Raw genomic sequence first — 14,636 nt, 5'->3', positions numbered from 1 at the left:
TTCATGTGGGTGCGTGTTGTACTGTGTGGGAATCTTCGAAGGGGATCCCGTGTACGCAATGGAGCGCCAGCAGCTCATCGAGCGCGAACTGCGCGAGATCGGACGCGTCAGCGTCGTCGACCTCGCCCGCCGTTTCGACGTCACCACAGAGACCGTTCGTCGCGACCTCGACCGTCTCGAGCAGACCGGCGCCCTGCGTCGCGTCCACGGCGGCGCCGTCGGTACGGACCGTGCGAGCACCACCGAGGTCTCGCTGTCCGAACGCCGCCTCCGCCAGGGTGACGCCAAGCGCGCCATCGGTGCCGCGGCGGCGCGTCTGCTCACTCCCGGGTTCCGCGGCTCGATCTTCATCGACGCCGGGACCACCCCCGCGGCCGTGGCCGCAGAACTCCCGCTCGTCCTCGGCGACAGCTCGGGCGAGGTCGAGATCGTCACGCACTCCCTCGAAGCGGCCCACCTGCTCGCGGGCGACGACCGTGTCTCGCTCACCGTGATCGGCGGCAAGGTCCGCGGGGTCACCGCCGCCGCCGTCGGGGCGCACACGGTGCGCTCGATCGGCGAGCTCCGCCCCGACATCGCCTTCGTCGGCACCAACGGGCTCAGTGCCGGATTCGGTCTCAGCACGCCCGATCCCGAGGAAGCGGCCGTGAAGACGGCGATCATCCGAGCCGCGCGACGGGTGGTGGTCGTCGCCGACACCGCCAAGTTCGGGGAGGAGCTGCTCGTGCGCTTCGCGCGCCTCGACGAGATCGACGTGCTCGTCACCGACGGGACACCGCCCGAACCGCTCGCGGACGCCCTGGCCGACGCCGATGCGGAGGTGCGCGTCGCATGATCGTCACCGTCACCGCCAACCCGTCGGCCGACCGCGCGGTCGAGCTGCCCGGCCCCCTCGTGCCGGGCGAGGTGCAGCGCGCCGCGTCCTCGCGTGAGGACGCGGGCGGCAAGGGCGTCAACGTCTCCCGCGTCGTGTCCGCCGCCGGGGCGCCCACCCGTGCCGTCGTCCCCGTCAACGCGCACGACCCGTATCGCCTGCTCCTGGACGACGCCGGCGTCGATCTCGACATCGTCGCGGTCGAGGGGCGGGTGCGCGCGAACCTCACGATCACCGACCCGCAGGGCGAGACGACCAAGCTCAACCTGCCCGGTGCGGAGCTCTCGCCGTCGGAGGCGGCCGCGCTCACCGAGGGTGTCGTCGCCGCCGCGGAGAACGCCACATGGCTCGTCCTCGCCGGATCGTTGCCGCCGGGCGTGCCCACGACCTTCTACGCGGACCTCATCGCCGCCGTGCGCGATCGGTGGGGCGACACGGCTCCGCGCATCGCGGTCGACGCGTCCGGGGCGGCTCTCGCGGCCGTCGTCGAGTCCGCACGGCCCGACGTGATCAAGCCGAACCACGAAGAGCTGGCCGAGCTCGTCGGCGAGGATGCCACGGCCGACGCCGACGTCCTGCTCGAAGCCGCGCGGCGCGCCGCTGCCCTCGTCCCCGGCCGGGTGGCATCCGCTCTCGTCACCCTCGGTGCCGACGGCGCACTGCTGTTCGACGGCGACGGCGCGTGGCGCGGTCGCGCGCCGAAGATCCAGGTCGCGAGCACGGTCGGGGCGGGCGACAGCTCGCTCGCCGGCTACCTGCTCGCCGACCTCGACGGGGCCACGGCCCCCGAACGCCTCGCCCGCAGCATCGCCTACGGCGCGGCTGCGGCGACCCTCCCGGGGACACAGGCCCCGACACCGGCCGATCTGCCCGCGGGGCCGATCGCCGTGACCGTTTTCTCCACCCCCACCGCAACATCCTGACCACGAAAGGTCACCGAACAATGTCCGACATCATCACACCGGAGCTCGTCAGCCTCGACGCGCCCCTGGGGGCCGACAAGCAGTCGGTCATCCGTGCTCTGGCCGAGCGTGTCGTCGCGCAGGGCCGCGCGACCAGCGCGCAGGAACTCTTCGACGATGCGTGGGCCCGCGAGCAGAAGGACGAGACCGGCCTCCCCGGGGGCATCGGCATCCCGCACGCCCGCAGCGCCTCCGTCACCGAGCCGACCCTCGCGTTCGCCCGACTGACGCCGGGCGTCGACTTCGGCGCCCCCGACGGTCCCGCCGACGTCGTGTTCCTCATCGCCGCGCCCGCGGGCGCCGACGAGGCGCACCTCGCGGTGCTGTCGCAGCTCGCCCGGAGCCTCATGAAGCCCGAGTTCACCGGTGGTCTCCGCGCCGCGGCGACGCCGTCGGACGCGGTTCGGATCATCACGGATGCCATCACCCCGGCGCCCGAGGCGCCTGCCGCTCCCGCGGCCACGCGCGCCGAGAACCGTGCCGCCACGGCCACCAAGACCACCAAGATCGTCGCCGTGACCGCCTGCGCCACGGGCATCGCCCACACGTTCATGGCGGCGGACGCCCTCACGGCAGCCGGCGCCGAGACCGACGGTGTCGAGCTCATCGTCGAGCCGCAGGGCTCCAGCGGCTACAAGGCCCTGCCGCAGAGCGTCATCGACGACGCCGACGCCGTGATCTTCGCCGTCGACGTGGACGTGCGCGAGCCCCAGCGCTTCGCGGGCAAGCCGGTCGTGCGCGCCGGCGTCAAGCGCGGCATCGAGCAGCCGAAGCAGCTCATCGCCGAGGCGGTCGCCGCGGTCGACAACCCGAATGCCGCACGCGTCGCCGGTGCGGCCGCCGGCGCCTCGGCCGCCGCACCCGCGGTCCCGCAGTCGGTGGGCCGCCGCATCCAGCGCTGGCTGCTGACCGGCGTGAGCTACATGATCCCGTTCGTCGCCGGCGGCGGCCTCCTGATCGCGCTGGGCTTCCTGCTCGGCGGCTACGAGGTCACCAAGAACGCGGCCAACGTCATCATCCAGAACTCGCTCTGGGACCTGCCCACCGAGGGCATCACGTCGCCCCTGGGGCCGATCGGACAGTACCTCGGGTCGGTCGCCTTCATGATCGGTGCGACCTCGATGGGCTTCATCGTCGCCGTGCTGGCGGGCTTCATCGCGTACGCGATCGCCGACCGCCCGGGCATCGCGCCGGGCTTCGTCGCCGGTGCCGTGGCGGTCCTGATGAACGCCGGCTTCATCGGCGGCATCATCGGCGGTCTGCTCGCGGGCTTCATCGCCTGGTGGCTCGGACGTTTCGACGCCCCGCGCTGGCTGCGGGGACTCATGCCGGTGGTGATCGTCCCGTTCCTCGGCTCGATCTTCGCCTCGGGCCTGATGATCCTGTTCCTCGGCCGTCCGATCGCCGCGCTCATGGCCGCCCTGACCGAGGGGCTGACGTCGCTCGCCGCGAGCGGTGCCGGCGCCGTTCTGCTCGGCGTGATCCTCGGTCTCATGATGTGCTTCGACCTCGGCGGTCCGGTCAACAAGGTCGCCTACGTCTTCGCCACGACCGGCCTCGCCGCCGCGACGCAGACCAACACGGCGCCGTACCTCATCATGGCGGCGGTCATGGCCGCGGGCATGGTTCCGCCGCTCGCGATGGCGCTGGCCTCCACGGTCCTCGCCCGCGGACGCTTCACCCCGGTCGAGCGGGAGAACGGCGCCGCGGCCTGGCTGCTGGGCGCATCGTTCATCTCCGAGGGCGCGATCCCGTTCGCCGCGGCCGACCCGCTGCGCGTCATCCCGGCCTCGATGGTCGGCGGCGCGATCACCGGTGGACTGAGCATGCTGATCGGGGTGCAGTCCTACGCCCCGCACGGCGGAATCTTCGTGCTCTTCGCGATCAATCCGGTGTGGGGTTTCCCCCTCGCGATCATCGTGGGTACGGTCGTTTCGGCGCTGCTCGTCGTCGCACTCAAGCGTGTCGGCGGTGCCCGCAAGGAAGAAGCCCCCGTCTCCGAGTCCGCTCCCGCGGTCACGGTCGCGGCCTAAGGCCCCATCGGTTCGAAAGGAATCACCATGGCAGAACGTCAGGCGACCATCGCCAGCAGCTCCGGCCTCCACGCCCGTCCCGCGAAGCTCTTCGTGCAGGCCGTGCAGGAGAAGAAGGTGCCCGTCACCATCGCGGCCGAGGGCGGACCCGACCTCAACGCCGGCAGCATCCTTTCGCTGATGGGCCTGGGGGCCGGTCACGGCACGGTCGTGACGCTCAAGGCCGAGGGGGAGGGCGCCGAGCAGGCGCTCGACGAGCTCGTCGCGCTCCTGGAGACCGATCTCGACGCGCAGTAGGCACGTCCTGCTCCGCTCCGCTCCCTCTCACCGATAAACGCGATCCACAACGGGAAACGTGACGACAGACCGTGTCTCGGCGCGGATCGCGTTGATCGCGGGGGACGGAACACAGAACACCGGATGCCACGGCCCGACGGGTCGTGGCATCCGGTGTTCTCGTCTGTGTGCGGGAGTCAGACCTCGGTCGAATCGCCGGGTGCCAGGTCGACGAAGGAACCGCCGTTCTGCTCGACCGCCCAGGTCAGGCGCGCATCGCCCATCTGCTTGCCCGCGACGGACAGGGTCATGTCGTGCGTGGCGAACGCGCGCGCGGGCTTGACCGCGAGGACGTAGTCGATCGCCTCCGAGATCTTCAGCCACGGAGCCCCGACGGGTGCGGCGAGCAGGGCGACGTGCGCTCCGCGCGGCACCGTGTATGAGTCCCCGGGATAGAAGAACGCATCGTTGACGAGCACGCCCACGTTGTCGACGACGGGGATCGATTCGTGGATCACCGCGTGGGTGCCACCGAAGAACTCCAGGTGGAACGGCCCGAGATCGAGCGTGTCCCCGGGATGGACCGCGATGATGTCGAATCCCGCCGCCGCTTTCCGTACGCCCTCGGGACCGTAGACCGGTACACCCGGGTGGGCCTTCTGGAGCCGTGTCAGGTGCTCGGGCGTCCAGTGGTCCGCGTGTTCGTGGGTGATGACGACCCCGACGAGCCCGGTCAGTTCCTCGAGCGGCGAGGTGAAGACGCCGGGGTCGATGACGAGTGTGTGTCCCGCCTCGCTGAGGACGAGGGCGGCGTGTTCGCGTTTGGTGACCTGCATGTGTGGGAGTCAACTCCGCGGTGGGGGACCCTGCAAGCGCTGGACGGCGAGTCATCGGGATGCCACAGGGGGAACGTCCTGCGTCGGCCGGGTATTCGCGCTTCCCTCGCGGCGGTCGGCACGGTACGGTGGGCGGGACACGCCCGGGCTGCGAGTCATTCGCGGCCCGATTTGTCGTGCGCGGCATCCGTAGTGCATACTTGAACGGTTGCGACGCGGCCCCATCGTATAGCGGCCTAGTACGCCGCCCTCTCACGGCGGTAACGCGGGTTCGAATCCCGCTGGGGTCACCAACAGAGAAAAGCCTCGACCGAAGGGTCGGGGCTTTTCTCATGTTCCGGTGCCGTGGCTGGACGAGGAGCGGATGGGCACCCACCGCCCGGAGGCCCCGACCCTCCGCGGAGTCGGGGCCGTGCGCCTACGCTTCGTGCGACCCCCGACGCTTCCGCACGATGCGCCGGACACCCCACACGATCAGCACCGCGACGCCCGCGACGGCGATCCAGGGGAGCAGGAAGCCCAGGCCGATCACCACCCCGTTCAGCGTCGCGATGAGTCCGTTCCACCCGGCGACCAGGCCGTCGCCGAAGCCGGCCGGATCGGCGGTCACCGTCACCGAACGCGTGTTCACCTGCACGCTCAGCGACGACATCGCCACCTGCGACTCGATCGAGGTGAGCACGGCCCGGTCGGAGTCGAGTTGCGCCTGCCGCTCCGACAGCGCGGACTCGGCGGCGATGAGGTCGGCCACCGACCCGGCCTGAGCCATGAGTTCGGTCAGGCGGGCAACGGACGCCTCGCCGGCGGCGACGCGGGCACGCAGGTCGACCGTCTGCTCGGTGACGTCGGAGCGGTTGACGCTCGTCGCACTGACCTCGCCGACCGCGGAGAGCCCGTCCATGACCGAGGTCAGGGCGTCGGCCGGTACCCGCAGGGTGATCCAACCGGACGAGACGTCCGGCTGTGCCGCTGTCCCGTCGAGAGGCACCACGCCGTACCCGCCCCCGACCTGCGAGGACTCGACGTACCCGCCGGCCGAGCCGGCGGCATCCGTGATCTGCTGGAGGGCCGCGCGCACGTCGTCGACCTCCACGGTGACGGAACCGGTGGCGACGATGTCGCGACCCGCATCGGCCGCGGTGCCCGATGACGCCGCCACCCCGCTCGATGAGTCACCGGTGACGCCTCCGGGGGCGACCGGCGCACTGAAGTCGCGCGACCCGTCCACGGCACCCTGGCCGGGGTCGGCTGCGCCGCCCGCCTCGGATCCGGGGGCGAACTGCTCGGTCACACCGCCGTCGGACCGGCTCGCCCCCGAGATCGACGAGCCCGACGTGCCGGTGGAGGTGGTGAGCGCGGGTCCGACCACGGCCGCGACCACGACCACGGCGGCCGCGGCGCCGACACCTGTCCACACGCCCCGTCGGCGGCGGCGGCGCGCGGCGCGCTCGTCGGCGATCCGCGCGAAGACGGTGGCCTCGATGGCATCCACGCGATCGGCGCGCAGGGGGGGAAGGCTGGGGGTGGTCATGAGGTCTCCGTCTCCATCGCGGTGGCGCGCACCCGGGAACGGATGCGGGAGAGGCGGTTGCGCACCGTCCCGTGCGAGACGCCGAGCGTCTCGGCGGCGGCCTGGTAGCCGTAGCCCTCGGCCGCGCACAAGCGGAAGATCTCGCGGTCGAGATCGCCGAGTCCGTCGACGGCGGCGAGGATGGCCCCGACCGTCTCGGCCTCGACCACCTGGTTCTCGACGTCGACGAGGGCGGGGATGCGTTCGTCCAGTTCCGCCGTCTCTCCGTGCCGACGCCGCGACCGGAGCCGGTTCTGCGCCTGGAGTCGACAGACGGTGGCGAGCCACGGCAGCAGGGACGCGCCCTCGAGTCGCAGCTTCGGGATCTTCCGCCAGGCGACGACGAACGTCTCCTGCACGACGTCCTCCGCGTCGCTCTCGTCGTGGACGAGCCCGAACGCGATCCAGTACACGGGTCGCACGTACGCGCGGTACAGCGAGCGGAAGGCGTCCTCCGACCCGCCGGCGGCGCGCGCGACGAGCGCCCTGTCGTCGATCACGTCGTCGGTCATGGCATCCGTTCCCTCGTGTGGGCGCCCGTGCGAGCACTCTCTCACTCAGAGGTGTCCGCCGGCGCGTGATCGTCTCATACCCGGTTCCGGACGGGATGCCGAGCCGACGAGGCGGTCGGTAGACTTCAGCGTTTCCCCCGAACGAAAGGCCTTTGATGGAGCTGCAGCTGGACCCGGTGTTCCAGACGGTCACCCTCGTGGTGCTCGTCCTGATCCTCGCCGCGGATCTGCTCATCATCCTGGCCCGGCCCCACATCCCCTCGCCGAAGGAATCGACGCTGTGGGTCGTGTTCTACGTCGTGCTGGCGTTGGCGTTCGCCGGGGTGCTGGCGATCGTGGCCGGGGGAGAGGTCGCGGGGCAGTTCGTGGCCGGTTGGCTCACGGAATACAGCCTGTCGATCGACAACCTCTTCGTCTTCGTCCTGATCATGGGTCAGTTCGCGGTTCCGCGCCGCTATCAGCAGGAGGTGCTGATGGTGGGGATCATCATCGCGCTCGTGCTGCGCGGTGCGTTCATCCTCGTCGGCGCGACGATCATCGAGAACTTCAGCCCGATCTTCTACCTGTTCGGCGCGTTCCTCATCTACACCGCGATCCGTCAGGCGTTCCCGGGCGACGACCACGACGACGACGCCCAGAAAGAGAATCTGATCGTCCGGATGCTGCGTCGCGTGCTCCCCATCAGCGACGCGTACGACGGGAAGAAGGTCGTGACGCGCATCGACGGAAAGCGCGTGTTCACGCCGATGATCATCGTGTTCGCCGCGATCGGTGTGACCGACCTGCTGTTCGCGATCGACTCCATCCCGGCGATCTTCGGCATCACGCAGAGCCCGTTCATCGTCTTCACGGCGAACCTGTTCGCGCTGATGGGACTGCGGCAGCTGTACTTCCTGCTCGGCGATCTGCTGGAGCGACTGCGGTTCCTGCACTACGGAATCGCGTTCATCCTGGCGTTCATCGGCGTGAAGCTGATCCTGCACGCGCTGCACGTGAACGAGCTGCCGTTCCTCAACGGCGGCGAGCCGGTCGAGTGGGCGCCGGAGATCTCGACGTGGGTGTCGCTCGCCGTGATCGTGCTGTCGATGGTCGTGGCGACCGTCGCCAGCCTGACGATTCCGGCGAAGACCGCCGCGAAGGACTGACCCGCCCCGTCGCCGGGCCGGGCCGGTCAGAACGCGCGCAGATTCGCTCCCAGGCCGCCGTCGACGTACTCCTCGCGGAGGATGCCGCGGCGTCGGAGGATCGGTACGAGCTCGTCGAGCAGCCGGTGCACGGTGACCGGGTGCAGGTCGCCCCACAGCAGGACGCCGTCGTTGCCCCAGTCGCCCAGCTCCTCGATGCGGTCGGCGAACTCCTGGGCCGTGCCGACGAACCCGGACCCGTCGTTCAGGCGCCCGAGGCGCGCGTGCGCGGCGAGGATCGCCCGCAGGGGTGCGTCCGGCTCGTGCGCCCCCACCAGGCGACGGATGCTGCCCTCCGAGACGTGCTCGCCGAAGATCGCCCGGTCCAGGGGCGCGTCCAGGTCGAGGCCGGTGAGGTCGGTCTCGAGATCGCTCGACTGCTTGCGGGCGATGGCGAGCAGGGCCGCGTCATCCGGATCCGCGGATGCCGCGACCAGGCGGTCCGCCTCCTCCGGCGAGGACACGAGCACGGGCTGGATCGCGAAGAGGATCTTCACGTCGCTCGCGACGCGTCCCGCCGCCTCCGCCGCGGCGTGGATGCGCCCGCGGTAGGCGCGGATGCTCTGCTCGTCGAGCGGGGCCAGCGCGAGCTGCACATCGGAGTTGCGTCCGGCGAAGGCCAGACCGCGCCCGGAGCCGCCGGGGGAGACGATCGCGGGCTCGCCGTCCGTGAACGGTACGGCGTTGAGCGGGCCGTCGAAGCCGAAGTACTCGCCGCGGTGCTGCGCGGCATCCAGTCGGGACCCGTCCGCGTAGACGCCGGACTCTTCGTCCTCGACGAGCGCGCCGTCGCCCCAGCTGCGCCAGAGGGAGCGCAGCCCGTCGATCCACTCCTCGGCCCGGTCGTACGCGGCGTCGTGACCGAGCTGCGGGCCGGTGGAGAAGTGCCGTGCGCTGCCGGTGTCGGTGACGACGTTGAGACCCAGCCGGTGCCCGCTCAGGTGTTGCAGCGTCGCGAACTGGCGGGCGGCCGTGTACGGCAGGTACGCCGCCGGGTTGACGGTGGGGACGACCCCGAGATGCCGCGTGGCGGCGAAGAGGTACGGCGCGAGCAGCAGCGGGTCGTGCTTGGGCCCGCCGAACGCGTGCCGCACGCGCAGGTCGATCGTTTCGGCGCTGCCGAGCGAGGGCGCGTCCTCGATGATCAGCAGGTCGAATCCGGCCTGCTCGAGCGTCCGCGCGGAGTCCTGGTACAGGCCGGGTTCGGTCCAGCGGTGATTCCAGCGGAGGTACGGGTGTCCCCACCCGTGCGGACCGAATCCGCGCGCGAGGAACCAGCCGAAGTGCTGCAGCCGGCTCACGCGTTCACGACCTCGCGCACGTCGTCGGCATCCTCGAACCCGTCGAGGGGGACGGATGCCGTGCCCTCGAGGGCCTGAGCGAGGTCGGCGATGATGTCGTCGACGTCCTCGATGCCGATCGAGAGGCGGATCGTCCCGGGGAAGACCCCGGCGCGTTCGCGTTCGGCCACGGTCCGGGCGGAGTGGCTCGTGCTCTGCGGGTGCAGCACGAGCGTGCGCACGTCGCCGAGGTGGGTCATGTGCGTGATGAGGCGCACCGACTGCACGAGGTGCCGCGCGGCTTCCAATCCGCCGCGGAGGGTCACGGTGAACACCGAACCGCTCCCGCGTGCGAGGTACCGGCGACCGATGTCGTGGTGCGGGTGCGAGGGGAGACCGACGTAGTCGACGCGCTGGACCTCGGGGCGGGTCTCGAGCCACTGGGCGACCGCGAGCGCGTTGGCGGACTGCCGCTCGACCCGCAGGCTCAGCGTCTCGACGCCCTGACCGATGAGGAAGGCGTTCAGCGGCGACGGCGACGGGCCGAAACGCGGGGCGACGCTCTCACGGAGGTACTGCCCGCGGGCACGACGCCCGTACTTCTCGGCGTAGCTCGCGCCGCCGAGGCGGTCGGTCTGCACGAGGTGGGGGAAGAGATGACCGGATGCCACGGCGTCGAAGCGTCCGTCGTCGACGATGACGCCGCCGAGCACGGCGCCCTGGCCGGCGAGGAACTTGCTCGCCGAGTGCACGACGATCGCCGCGCCGTGCTCGATCGGACGCAGGAGGTACGGGGTCGTGAAGGTGCTGTCGACGACGAGCGGAACGCCGCGCTCGGCACCGATCTTCGCGACCGCGGCGACGTCGAGCACGTCGTTCCGGGCGTTCGAGAGGGTCTCGGCGAAGAGCGCCTTGGTCCGCGGCGTGATCGCCGCGCGCCACGCGGCGGGATCCGAGGTGTCGACGAAGGTCGCCTGGATGCCGAGTCGCGAGAAGTTGTCGAGGAGGAGACCGCGCGTGCCCTCGTAGATGTGCTCGGACACGACGATGTGGTCGCCGGCATCCAGGAGTCCGAGGAGCGCGACCGTGACCGCTGCTTGGCCGCTGGAGACCAGGATCGCCTGGTCGCCGCCCTCCAACGATGCGAGGCGTTCCTCGACCGCCTGCACCGTCGGGTTGCCGGTCCGCGTGTACCCGAAGCCGCTGCCGGTCGCGAAGTGCGCGGCCGACTCGTCGAGGTCGGAGAACGTGAATCCGGCGGTCAGGTAGATCGGCGTGGCCCGCGGCGATGCGGGCGCGGCGGACGCCCCCACGTGCACCTGACGGGTCGAGAACCCGGTGTCATCCTGCGCGCCCATCCGGCACTCTCCTTCCAACGACGTGGCGACAGGCTCGCACGGCGGCCCGCCCGCGGCCCAACCGTGCGGCGCCGTGTTACGCGGAGGGGCCCCGCGGCCCGGTGGTATCGTGGCGAGGTGCGGATCGCCGGCCTCCTCCTTAGCGGCCGCGACGAGACCTTGTTCTAGGCCTTTCTCGTCGCGGAGTTCGTCGCGGGCCTCACATCCCATCCGAGGAGAAACGCAAGTCTCATGAGCACGACATCGATCGACGGCATCCACGTTCCCGATCGCCCCCGGACCCTCGCCGAGAAGGTCTGGGACGACCACCTGGTCGTGAAGGGCGAGAACGGTCAGCCCGACCTCATCTACATCGACCTGCACCTGGTGCACGAGGTGACGAGCCCGCAGGCCTTCGACGGTCTGCGTGCGGAGGGGCGTCCCGTGCGGCGCCTCGATCTCACGATCGCGACCGAGGACCACAACACCCCGACGCTCGACATCGACAAGCCGATCGCCGACCTCACCAGCCGCACGCAGATCGAGACGCTGCGCCGCAACGCCGAGGAGTTCGGCGTCCGCATCCACTCGCTGGGCGACAAGGAGCAGGGGATCGTGCACGTCGTCGGCCCGCAGCTGGGTCTCACGATGCCCGGCATCACGGTCGTCTGCGGCGACAGCCACACCTCGACGCACGGTGCGTTCGGCGCGATGGCGTTCGGCATCGGCACGAGCGAGGTCGAGCACGTGCTGGCCACGCAGACGCTGCCCCTGAAGCCGTTCAAGACCATGGCCATCACCGTCGAGGGCGAGCTGAAGCCCGGCGTGACCGCGAAGGACATCATCCTCGCCATCATCGCCAAGATCGGCGCGAACGGCGGCCAGGGCTACGTGCTGGAATTCCGCGGCAGCGCGATCCGCTCCCTCTCGATGGAGGGGCGCATGACGATGTGCAACATGTCGATCGAGGCCGGAGCCCGCGCGGGCATGATCGCGCCCGACGAGACGACCTTCGCGTACGTGAAGGACAAGCCGCACGCCCCGCAGGGGCAGGACTGGGACGACGCCGTCGCGTACTGGCGCACGCTGCCGAGCGACGAGGGCGCGGTCTACGACGCCGAGGTCTTCCTCGACGCGAACGAGCTCGAGCCCTTCGTCACATGGGGCACCAACCCCGGCCAGGGCGTGTCGCTCTCCGACGTGGTGCCGACGCCGGCCGAGATCGCCGACCCGAACGAGCGCGCCGCCGCCGAGCGCGCGCTGGAGTACATGGACCTCTCAGCGGGTACACCCATGAAGGACATCCCGGTGGATGCCGTCTTCATGGGCTCGTGCACCAACAGCCGCATCGAAGACCTCCGGGCCTTCGCGTCCGTCATCCAGGGGCGCACCAAGGCCGAGAACGTCCGTGTCATGGTCGTGCCGGGTTCGGCGCGCGTGCGCCTCGAGGCCGAGGCCGAGGGACTCGACAAGGTGTTCACGGCCTTCGGTGCCGAATGGCGCTTCGCCGGATGCTCGATGTGCCTCGGGATGAACCCCGACCAGCTCGCGCCGGGCGAGCGGTGCGCGTCGACGTCCAACCGCAACTTCGAGGGACGCCAGGGCAAGGGCGGCCGCACCCACCTCGTGTCGCCGCTGGTCGCCGCGGCCACCGCCGTGCGCGGAACGCTGTCCAGCCCCGCCGACCTCGAGCCGCTTCCCGCGGAGACCGTTTCGACCGGGGCGGAGGCCTGACATGGAGAAGTTCACCACGCACACCGGGATCGTCGCCCCGCTGAAGCGCTCGGCGGTCGACACCGACCAGATCATCCCCGCCGTGTACCTCAAGCGGGTCACCAAGACGGGCTTCGAGGACGCGCTCTTCGCCAACTGGCGCCAGGACCCCGAGTTCGTCCTGAACCAGGATGCCTACCGCTCGGCATCCATCCTCGTCGCCGGCCCCGACTTCGGAACCGGATCCAGCCGCGAGCACGCCGTGTGGGCGCTGCGCGATTACGGGTTCCAGGTCGTCCTGAGCCCGAAGTTTGCCGACATCTTCCGCGGTAATTCGGGCAAGCAGGGCCTGGTCACGGGCGTGATCACCGAAGACGACGTGGAGCGCATCTGGGCGGCGGTCGAGGCGCACCCGGGCGTCGAGATGACGGTCGACCTCGAGGCGCGAACCGCCACACTCGGCGACCTCCGAGTCTCGTTCGAGATCGACGATTACACTAGGTGGCGGCTTCTCGAAGGGCTCGACGACATCGGGCTCACTCTGCGCGACGAAGACAAGATCGCGCAGTTCGAGGCGCGCCGCGAGGCATGGCGGCCGCGGACCCTCCCGGTCCGCTAAGCCCGGTCGGCCCGATCGGGCCGGTCCGTCGCCCCTCGTCCACGAAGTGAGGTCCACCCCCCTATGAGCACACTCGTCACCGAATCCGGAGATCACATCCCCGGTCAACCGGATTGGGAAGCGGCGGAGACCCTCTCGATCCGCGGGGGTCGTCCGCTGCGCGGAACGGTCGAGGTCAAGGGGGCCAAGAACCTCGTCACGAAGGCGATGGTGGCCGCCCTCCTGGGCGACACCACGAGCACGCTGCGCGACGTCCCGATGATCAGCGACGTCAAGGTCGTCCGTTCGCTCCTCGAGGTGCACGGCGTGACCGTGACCGAGGGCGAGGAAGAGGGCACTCTCCACCTCGACCCCTCGGGCGCGGTCGCCGCGCACTTCGAGGAGATCGACGCCCACGCGGGCGCCTCGCGCATCCCGATCCTATTCTGCGGACCCCTGCTGCACCTTCTGGGCGAGGCTCTCATCCCCGACCTCGGTGGATGCCGCATCGGCGATCGCCCGATCAACTTCCACATGGACGCGCTCCGCGCCTTCGGCGCGGTGGTCGACAAGAGCTACGAGGGCATCCGCATCACCGCCCCGAACGGTCTGCACGGCGCGAACATCACGCTGCCGTACCCGAGCGTGGGTGCGACCGAGCAGGTGCTGCTGACCGCCGTCCGCGCGAAGGGCGTCACGGAACTCCGCAACGCCGCGATCGAGCCCGAGATCATGGATCTCATCGCCGTGCTGCAGAAGATGGGCGCGATCATCTCGTACGAGCCGAACCGCGTGATCTTCATCGAGGGCGTCGATCGCCTGGTGGGCTACGACCATCGCGCGATCTTCGACCGCAACGAGGCGGCGTCGTGGGCGTGCGCCGCTCTGGCCACCGACGGCGAGATCTTCGCCAAGGGTGCCCGCCAGCAGGACATGCTCACGTTCCTCAACGTGTACCGCAAGGCCGGCGGCTGGTTCGACGTGCGCGAGGACGGCATCCTGTTCCGTCGGGGTGGCGACCTCAAGCCGGTCATGGTCGAGACCGACGTGCACCCCGGGTTCATGACCGACTGGCAGCAGCCGCTGATCGTCGCCCTGACGCAGGCTCACGGCACCTCGACCGTGCACGAGACCGTGTACGAGAACCGTCTCGGCTTCACGCAGGCGCTCAACAAGATGGGTGCGGACATCGTCGTGCACCCGAAGGGACTGGACAGCCCCGACCGCCGCGTTCCGCGCCGCGATCTCGAACAGGCCGCCGTGATCAACGGCCCGACACCGCTCCACGGTGCCGATGTCGAAGTGCCGGATCTGCGCGGCGGGTACAGCTACGTGATCGCCGCTCTCGCGGCCGAGGGCGAGTCGACGGTCCGCAACATCGGGATCATCCGCCGCGGATACGAGAAGTTCCTCGAGAAGCTGACCGCTCTCGACGCCGACTTCGACGTCGTGGGCTGAGCC

At 70.3% G+C, this 14,636-nt stretch carries 13 protein-coding genes and 1 tRNA gene; 9 read left to right on the top strand and 5 right to left on the bottom strand.

All coding sequences use genetic code 11. The features are described from left to right. Positions 1-49 precede the first annotated feature (49 nt). Genes BGO45_RS02310 through BGO45_RS02295 form a run of 4 tightly spaced genes read left to right on the top strand, consistent with a single transcriptional unit; the run spans position 50 to position 4,166 of the window. Positions 50-835 (top strand): DeoR/GlpR family DNA-binding transcription regulator, encoded by a 786-nt coding sequence (locus BGO45_RS02310; RefSeq protein ID WP_292690577.1) that lies wholly within the window; start codon positions 50-52, stop codon positions 833-835. Continuing rightward, positions 832-1,797, top strand: a complete 966-nt coding sequence (gene pfkB / locus BGO45_RS02305; protein ID WP_292690575.1) for a 1-phosphofructokinase — start codon at positions 832-834, stop codon at positions 1,795-1,797. The genes BGO45_RS02310 and pfkB overlap by 4 nt, the downstream gene beginning before the upstream one ends. A gap of 20 nt (positions 1,798-1,817) precedes the next feature. Further along, on the top strand, positions 1,818-3,869 hold the full coding sequence (locus BGO45_RS02300) for a fructose-specific PTS transporter subunit EIIC (RefSeq protein ID WP_292690573.1): 2,052 nt from the start codon (positions 1,818-1,820) through the stop codon (positions 3,867-3,869). Between the two features lie 27 nt (positions 3,870-3,896). Beyond that, a complete protein-coding gene (locus BGO45_RS02295) occupies positions 3,897-4,166 on the top strand; it encodes an HPr family phosphocarrier protein (RefSeq protein ID WP_076490237.1) in 270 nt (89 codons plus the stop codon). 176 nt (positions 4,167-4,342) lie between these two features. Here the strand turns inward: BGO45_RS02295 and BGO45_RS02290 are convergent, their stop codons facing one another. Further along, on the bottom strand, positions 4,343-4,981 hold the full coding sequence (locus BGO45_RS02290; protein WP_076490238.1) for an MBL fold metallo-hydrolase: 639 nt from the start codon (positions 4,979-4,981) through the stop codon (positions 4,343-4,345). A 217-nt stretch (positions 4,982-5,198) separates the two neighbouring features. On the opposite strand from BGO45_RS02290, the gene BGO45_RS02285 reads away from it, so the two are divergent. Beyond that, a tRNA-Glu gene (locus BGO45_RS02285) sits at positions 5,199-5,274 on the top strand. Between the two features lie 125 nt (positions 5,275-5,399). Here BGO45_RS02285 and BGO45_RS02280 read toward each other — a convergent pair. Continuing rightward, entirely contained in the window at positions 5,400-6,512 is a 1,113-nt protein-coding gene (locus BGO45_RS02280; protein WP_292690569.1) for a DUF4349 domain-containing protein, read from the bottom strand. Then, positions 6,509-7,063, bottom strand: a complete 555-nt coding sequence (locus tag BGO45_RS02275) for an RNA polymerase sigma factor (protein WP_076490240.1) — start codon at positions 7,061-7,063, stop codon at positions 6,509-6,511. Before BGO45_RS02275 ends, BGO45_RS02280 begins: the two co-directional genes overlap by 4 nt. Before the next feature lie 155 nt (positions 7,064-7,218). Between BGO45_RS02275 and BGO45_RS02270 the strand changes: the two genes are divergently transcribed. Then, positions 7,219-8,208: a TerC family protein gene (locus tag BGO45_RS02270; protein ID WP_292690566.1), complete on the top strand. Its 990-nt coding sequence runs from the start codon at positions 7,219-7,221 to the stop codon at positions 8,206-8,208. Positions 8,209-8,234: 26 nt separating this feature from the next. On the opposite strand, the gene BGO45_RS02265 is transcribed toward BGO45_RS02270, so the two are convergent. After that, on the bottom strand, positions 8,235-9,548 hold the full coding sequence (locus tag BGO45_RS02265; protein WP_292690564.1) for an LLM class flavin-dependent oxidoreductase: 1,314 nt from the start codon (positions 9,546-9,548) through the stop codon (positions 8,235-8,237). Continuing rightward, entirely contained in the window at positions 9,545-10,885 is a 1,341-nt protein-coding gene (locus BGO45_RS02260; protein WP_292690562.1) for an O-acetylhomoserine aminocarboxypropyltransferase/cysteine synthase family protein, read from the bottom strand. Before BGO45_RS02260 ends, BGO45_RS02265 begins: the two co-directional genes overlap by 4 nt. 231 nt (positions 10,886-11,116) lie before the next feature. On the opposite strand from BGO45_RS02260, the gene leuC reads away from it, so the two are divergent. The 3 genes from leuC to murA all read left to right on the top strand — a co-directional run bounded on the left by leuC (position 11,117) and on the right by murA (position 14,633). Next, positions 11,117-12,598, top strand: a complete 1,482-nt coding sequence (leuC, locus tag BGO45_RS02255; RefSeq protein ID WP_292690560.1) for a 3-isopropylmalate dehydratase large subunit — start codon at positions 11,117-11,119, stop codon at positions 12,596-12,598. Between the two features lies 1 nt (position 12,599). Then, positions 12,600-13,196 (top strand): 3-isopropylmalate dehydratase small subunit, encoded by a 597-nt coding sequence (leuD, locus tag BGO45_RS02250; RefSeq protein WP_292690558.1) that lies wholly within the window; start codon positions 12,600-12,602, stop codon positions 13,194-13,196. Positions 13,197-13,259: 63 nt separating this feature from the next. Continuing rightward, on the top strand, positions 13,260-14,633 hold the full coding sequence (murA, locus tag BGO45_RS02245) for a UDP-N-acetylglucosamine 1-carboxyvinyltransferase (RefSeq protein ID WP_076490246.1): 1,374 nt from the start codon (positions 13,260-13,262) through the stop codon (positions 14,631-14,633). The last annotated feature ends 3 nt before the right edge of the window (positions 14,634-14,636 follow it).

Source organism: Microbacterium sp. 71-36, assembly GCF_001898305.1.
Classification (GTDB): domain Bacteria; phylum Actinomycetota; class Actinomycetes; order Actinomycetales; family Microbacteriaceae; genus Microbacterium.
This window is presented reverse-complemented; position numbering and strand designations above follow the sequence as displayed.

Excerpts from the sequence above, each read along its gene's own strand:
- BGO45_RS02270 (WP_292690566.1), top strand. The coding sequence starts at position 7,219 with ATGGAGCTGCAGCTGGACCCGGTGTTCCAGACGGTCACCCTCGTGGTG.
- BGO45_RS02275 (WP_076490240.1), bottom strand. The coding sequence starts at position 7,063 with ATGACCGACGACGTGATCGACGACAGGGCGCTCGTCGCGCGCGCCGCC.
- BGO45_RS02280 (WP_292690569.1), bottom strand. The coding sequence starts at position 6,512 with ATGACCACCCCCAGCCTTCCCCCCCTGCGCGCCGATCGCGTGGATGCC.
- pfkB (WP_292690575.1), top strand. The coding sequence starts at position 832 with ATGATCGTCACCGTCACCGCCAACCCGTCGGCCGACCGCGCGGTCGAG.
- BGO45_RS02295 (WP_076490237.1), top strand. The coding sequence starts at position 3,897 with ATGGCAGAACGTCAGGCGACCATCGCCAGCAGCTCCGGCCTCCACGCC.
- leuD (WP_292690558.1), top strand. The coding sequence starts at position 12,600 with ATGGAGAAGTTCACCACGCACACCGGGATCGTCGCCCCGCTGAAGCGC.
- BGO45_RS02260 (WP_292690562.1), bottom strand. The coding sequence starts at position 10,885 with ATGGGCGCGCAGGATGACACCGGGTTCTCGACCCGTCAGGTGCACGTG.
- BGO45_RS02300 (WP_292690573.1), top strand. The coding sequence starts at position 1,818 with ATGTCCGACATCATCACACCGGAGCTCGTCAGCCTCGACGCGCCCCTG.
- leuC (WP_292690560.1), top strand. The coding sequence starts at position 11,117 with ATGAGCACGACATCGATCGACGGCATCCACGTTCCCGATCGCCCCCGG.
- BGO45_RS02290 (WP_076490238.1), bottom strand. The coding sequence starts at position 4,981 with ATGCAGGTCACCAAACGCGAACACGCCGCCCTCGTCCTCAGCGAGGCG.
- murA (WP_076490246.1), top strand. The coding sequence starts at position 13,260 with ATGAGCACACTCGTCACCGAATCCGGAGATCACATCCCCGGTCAACCG.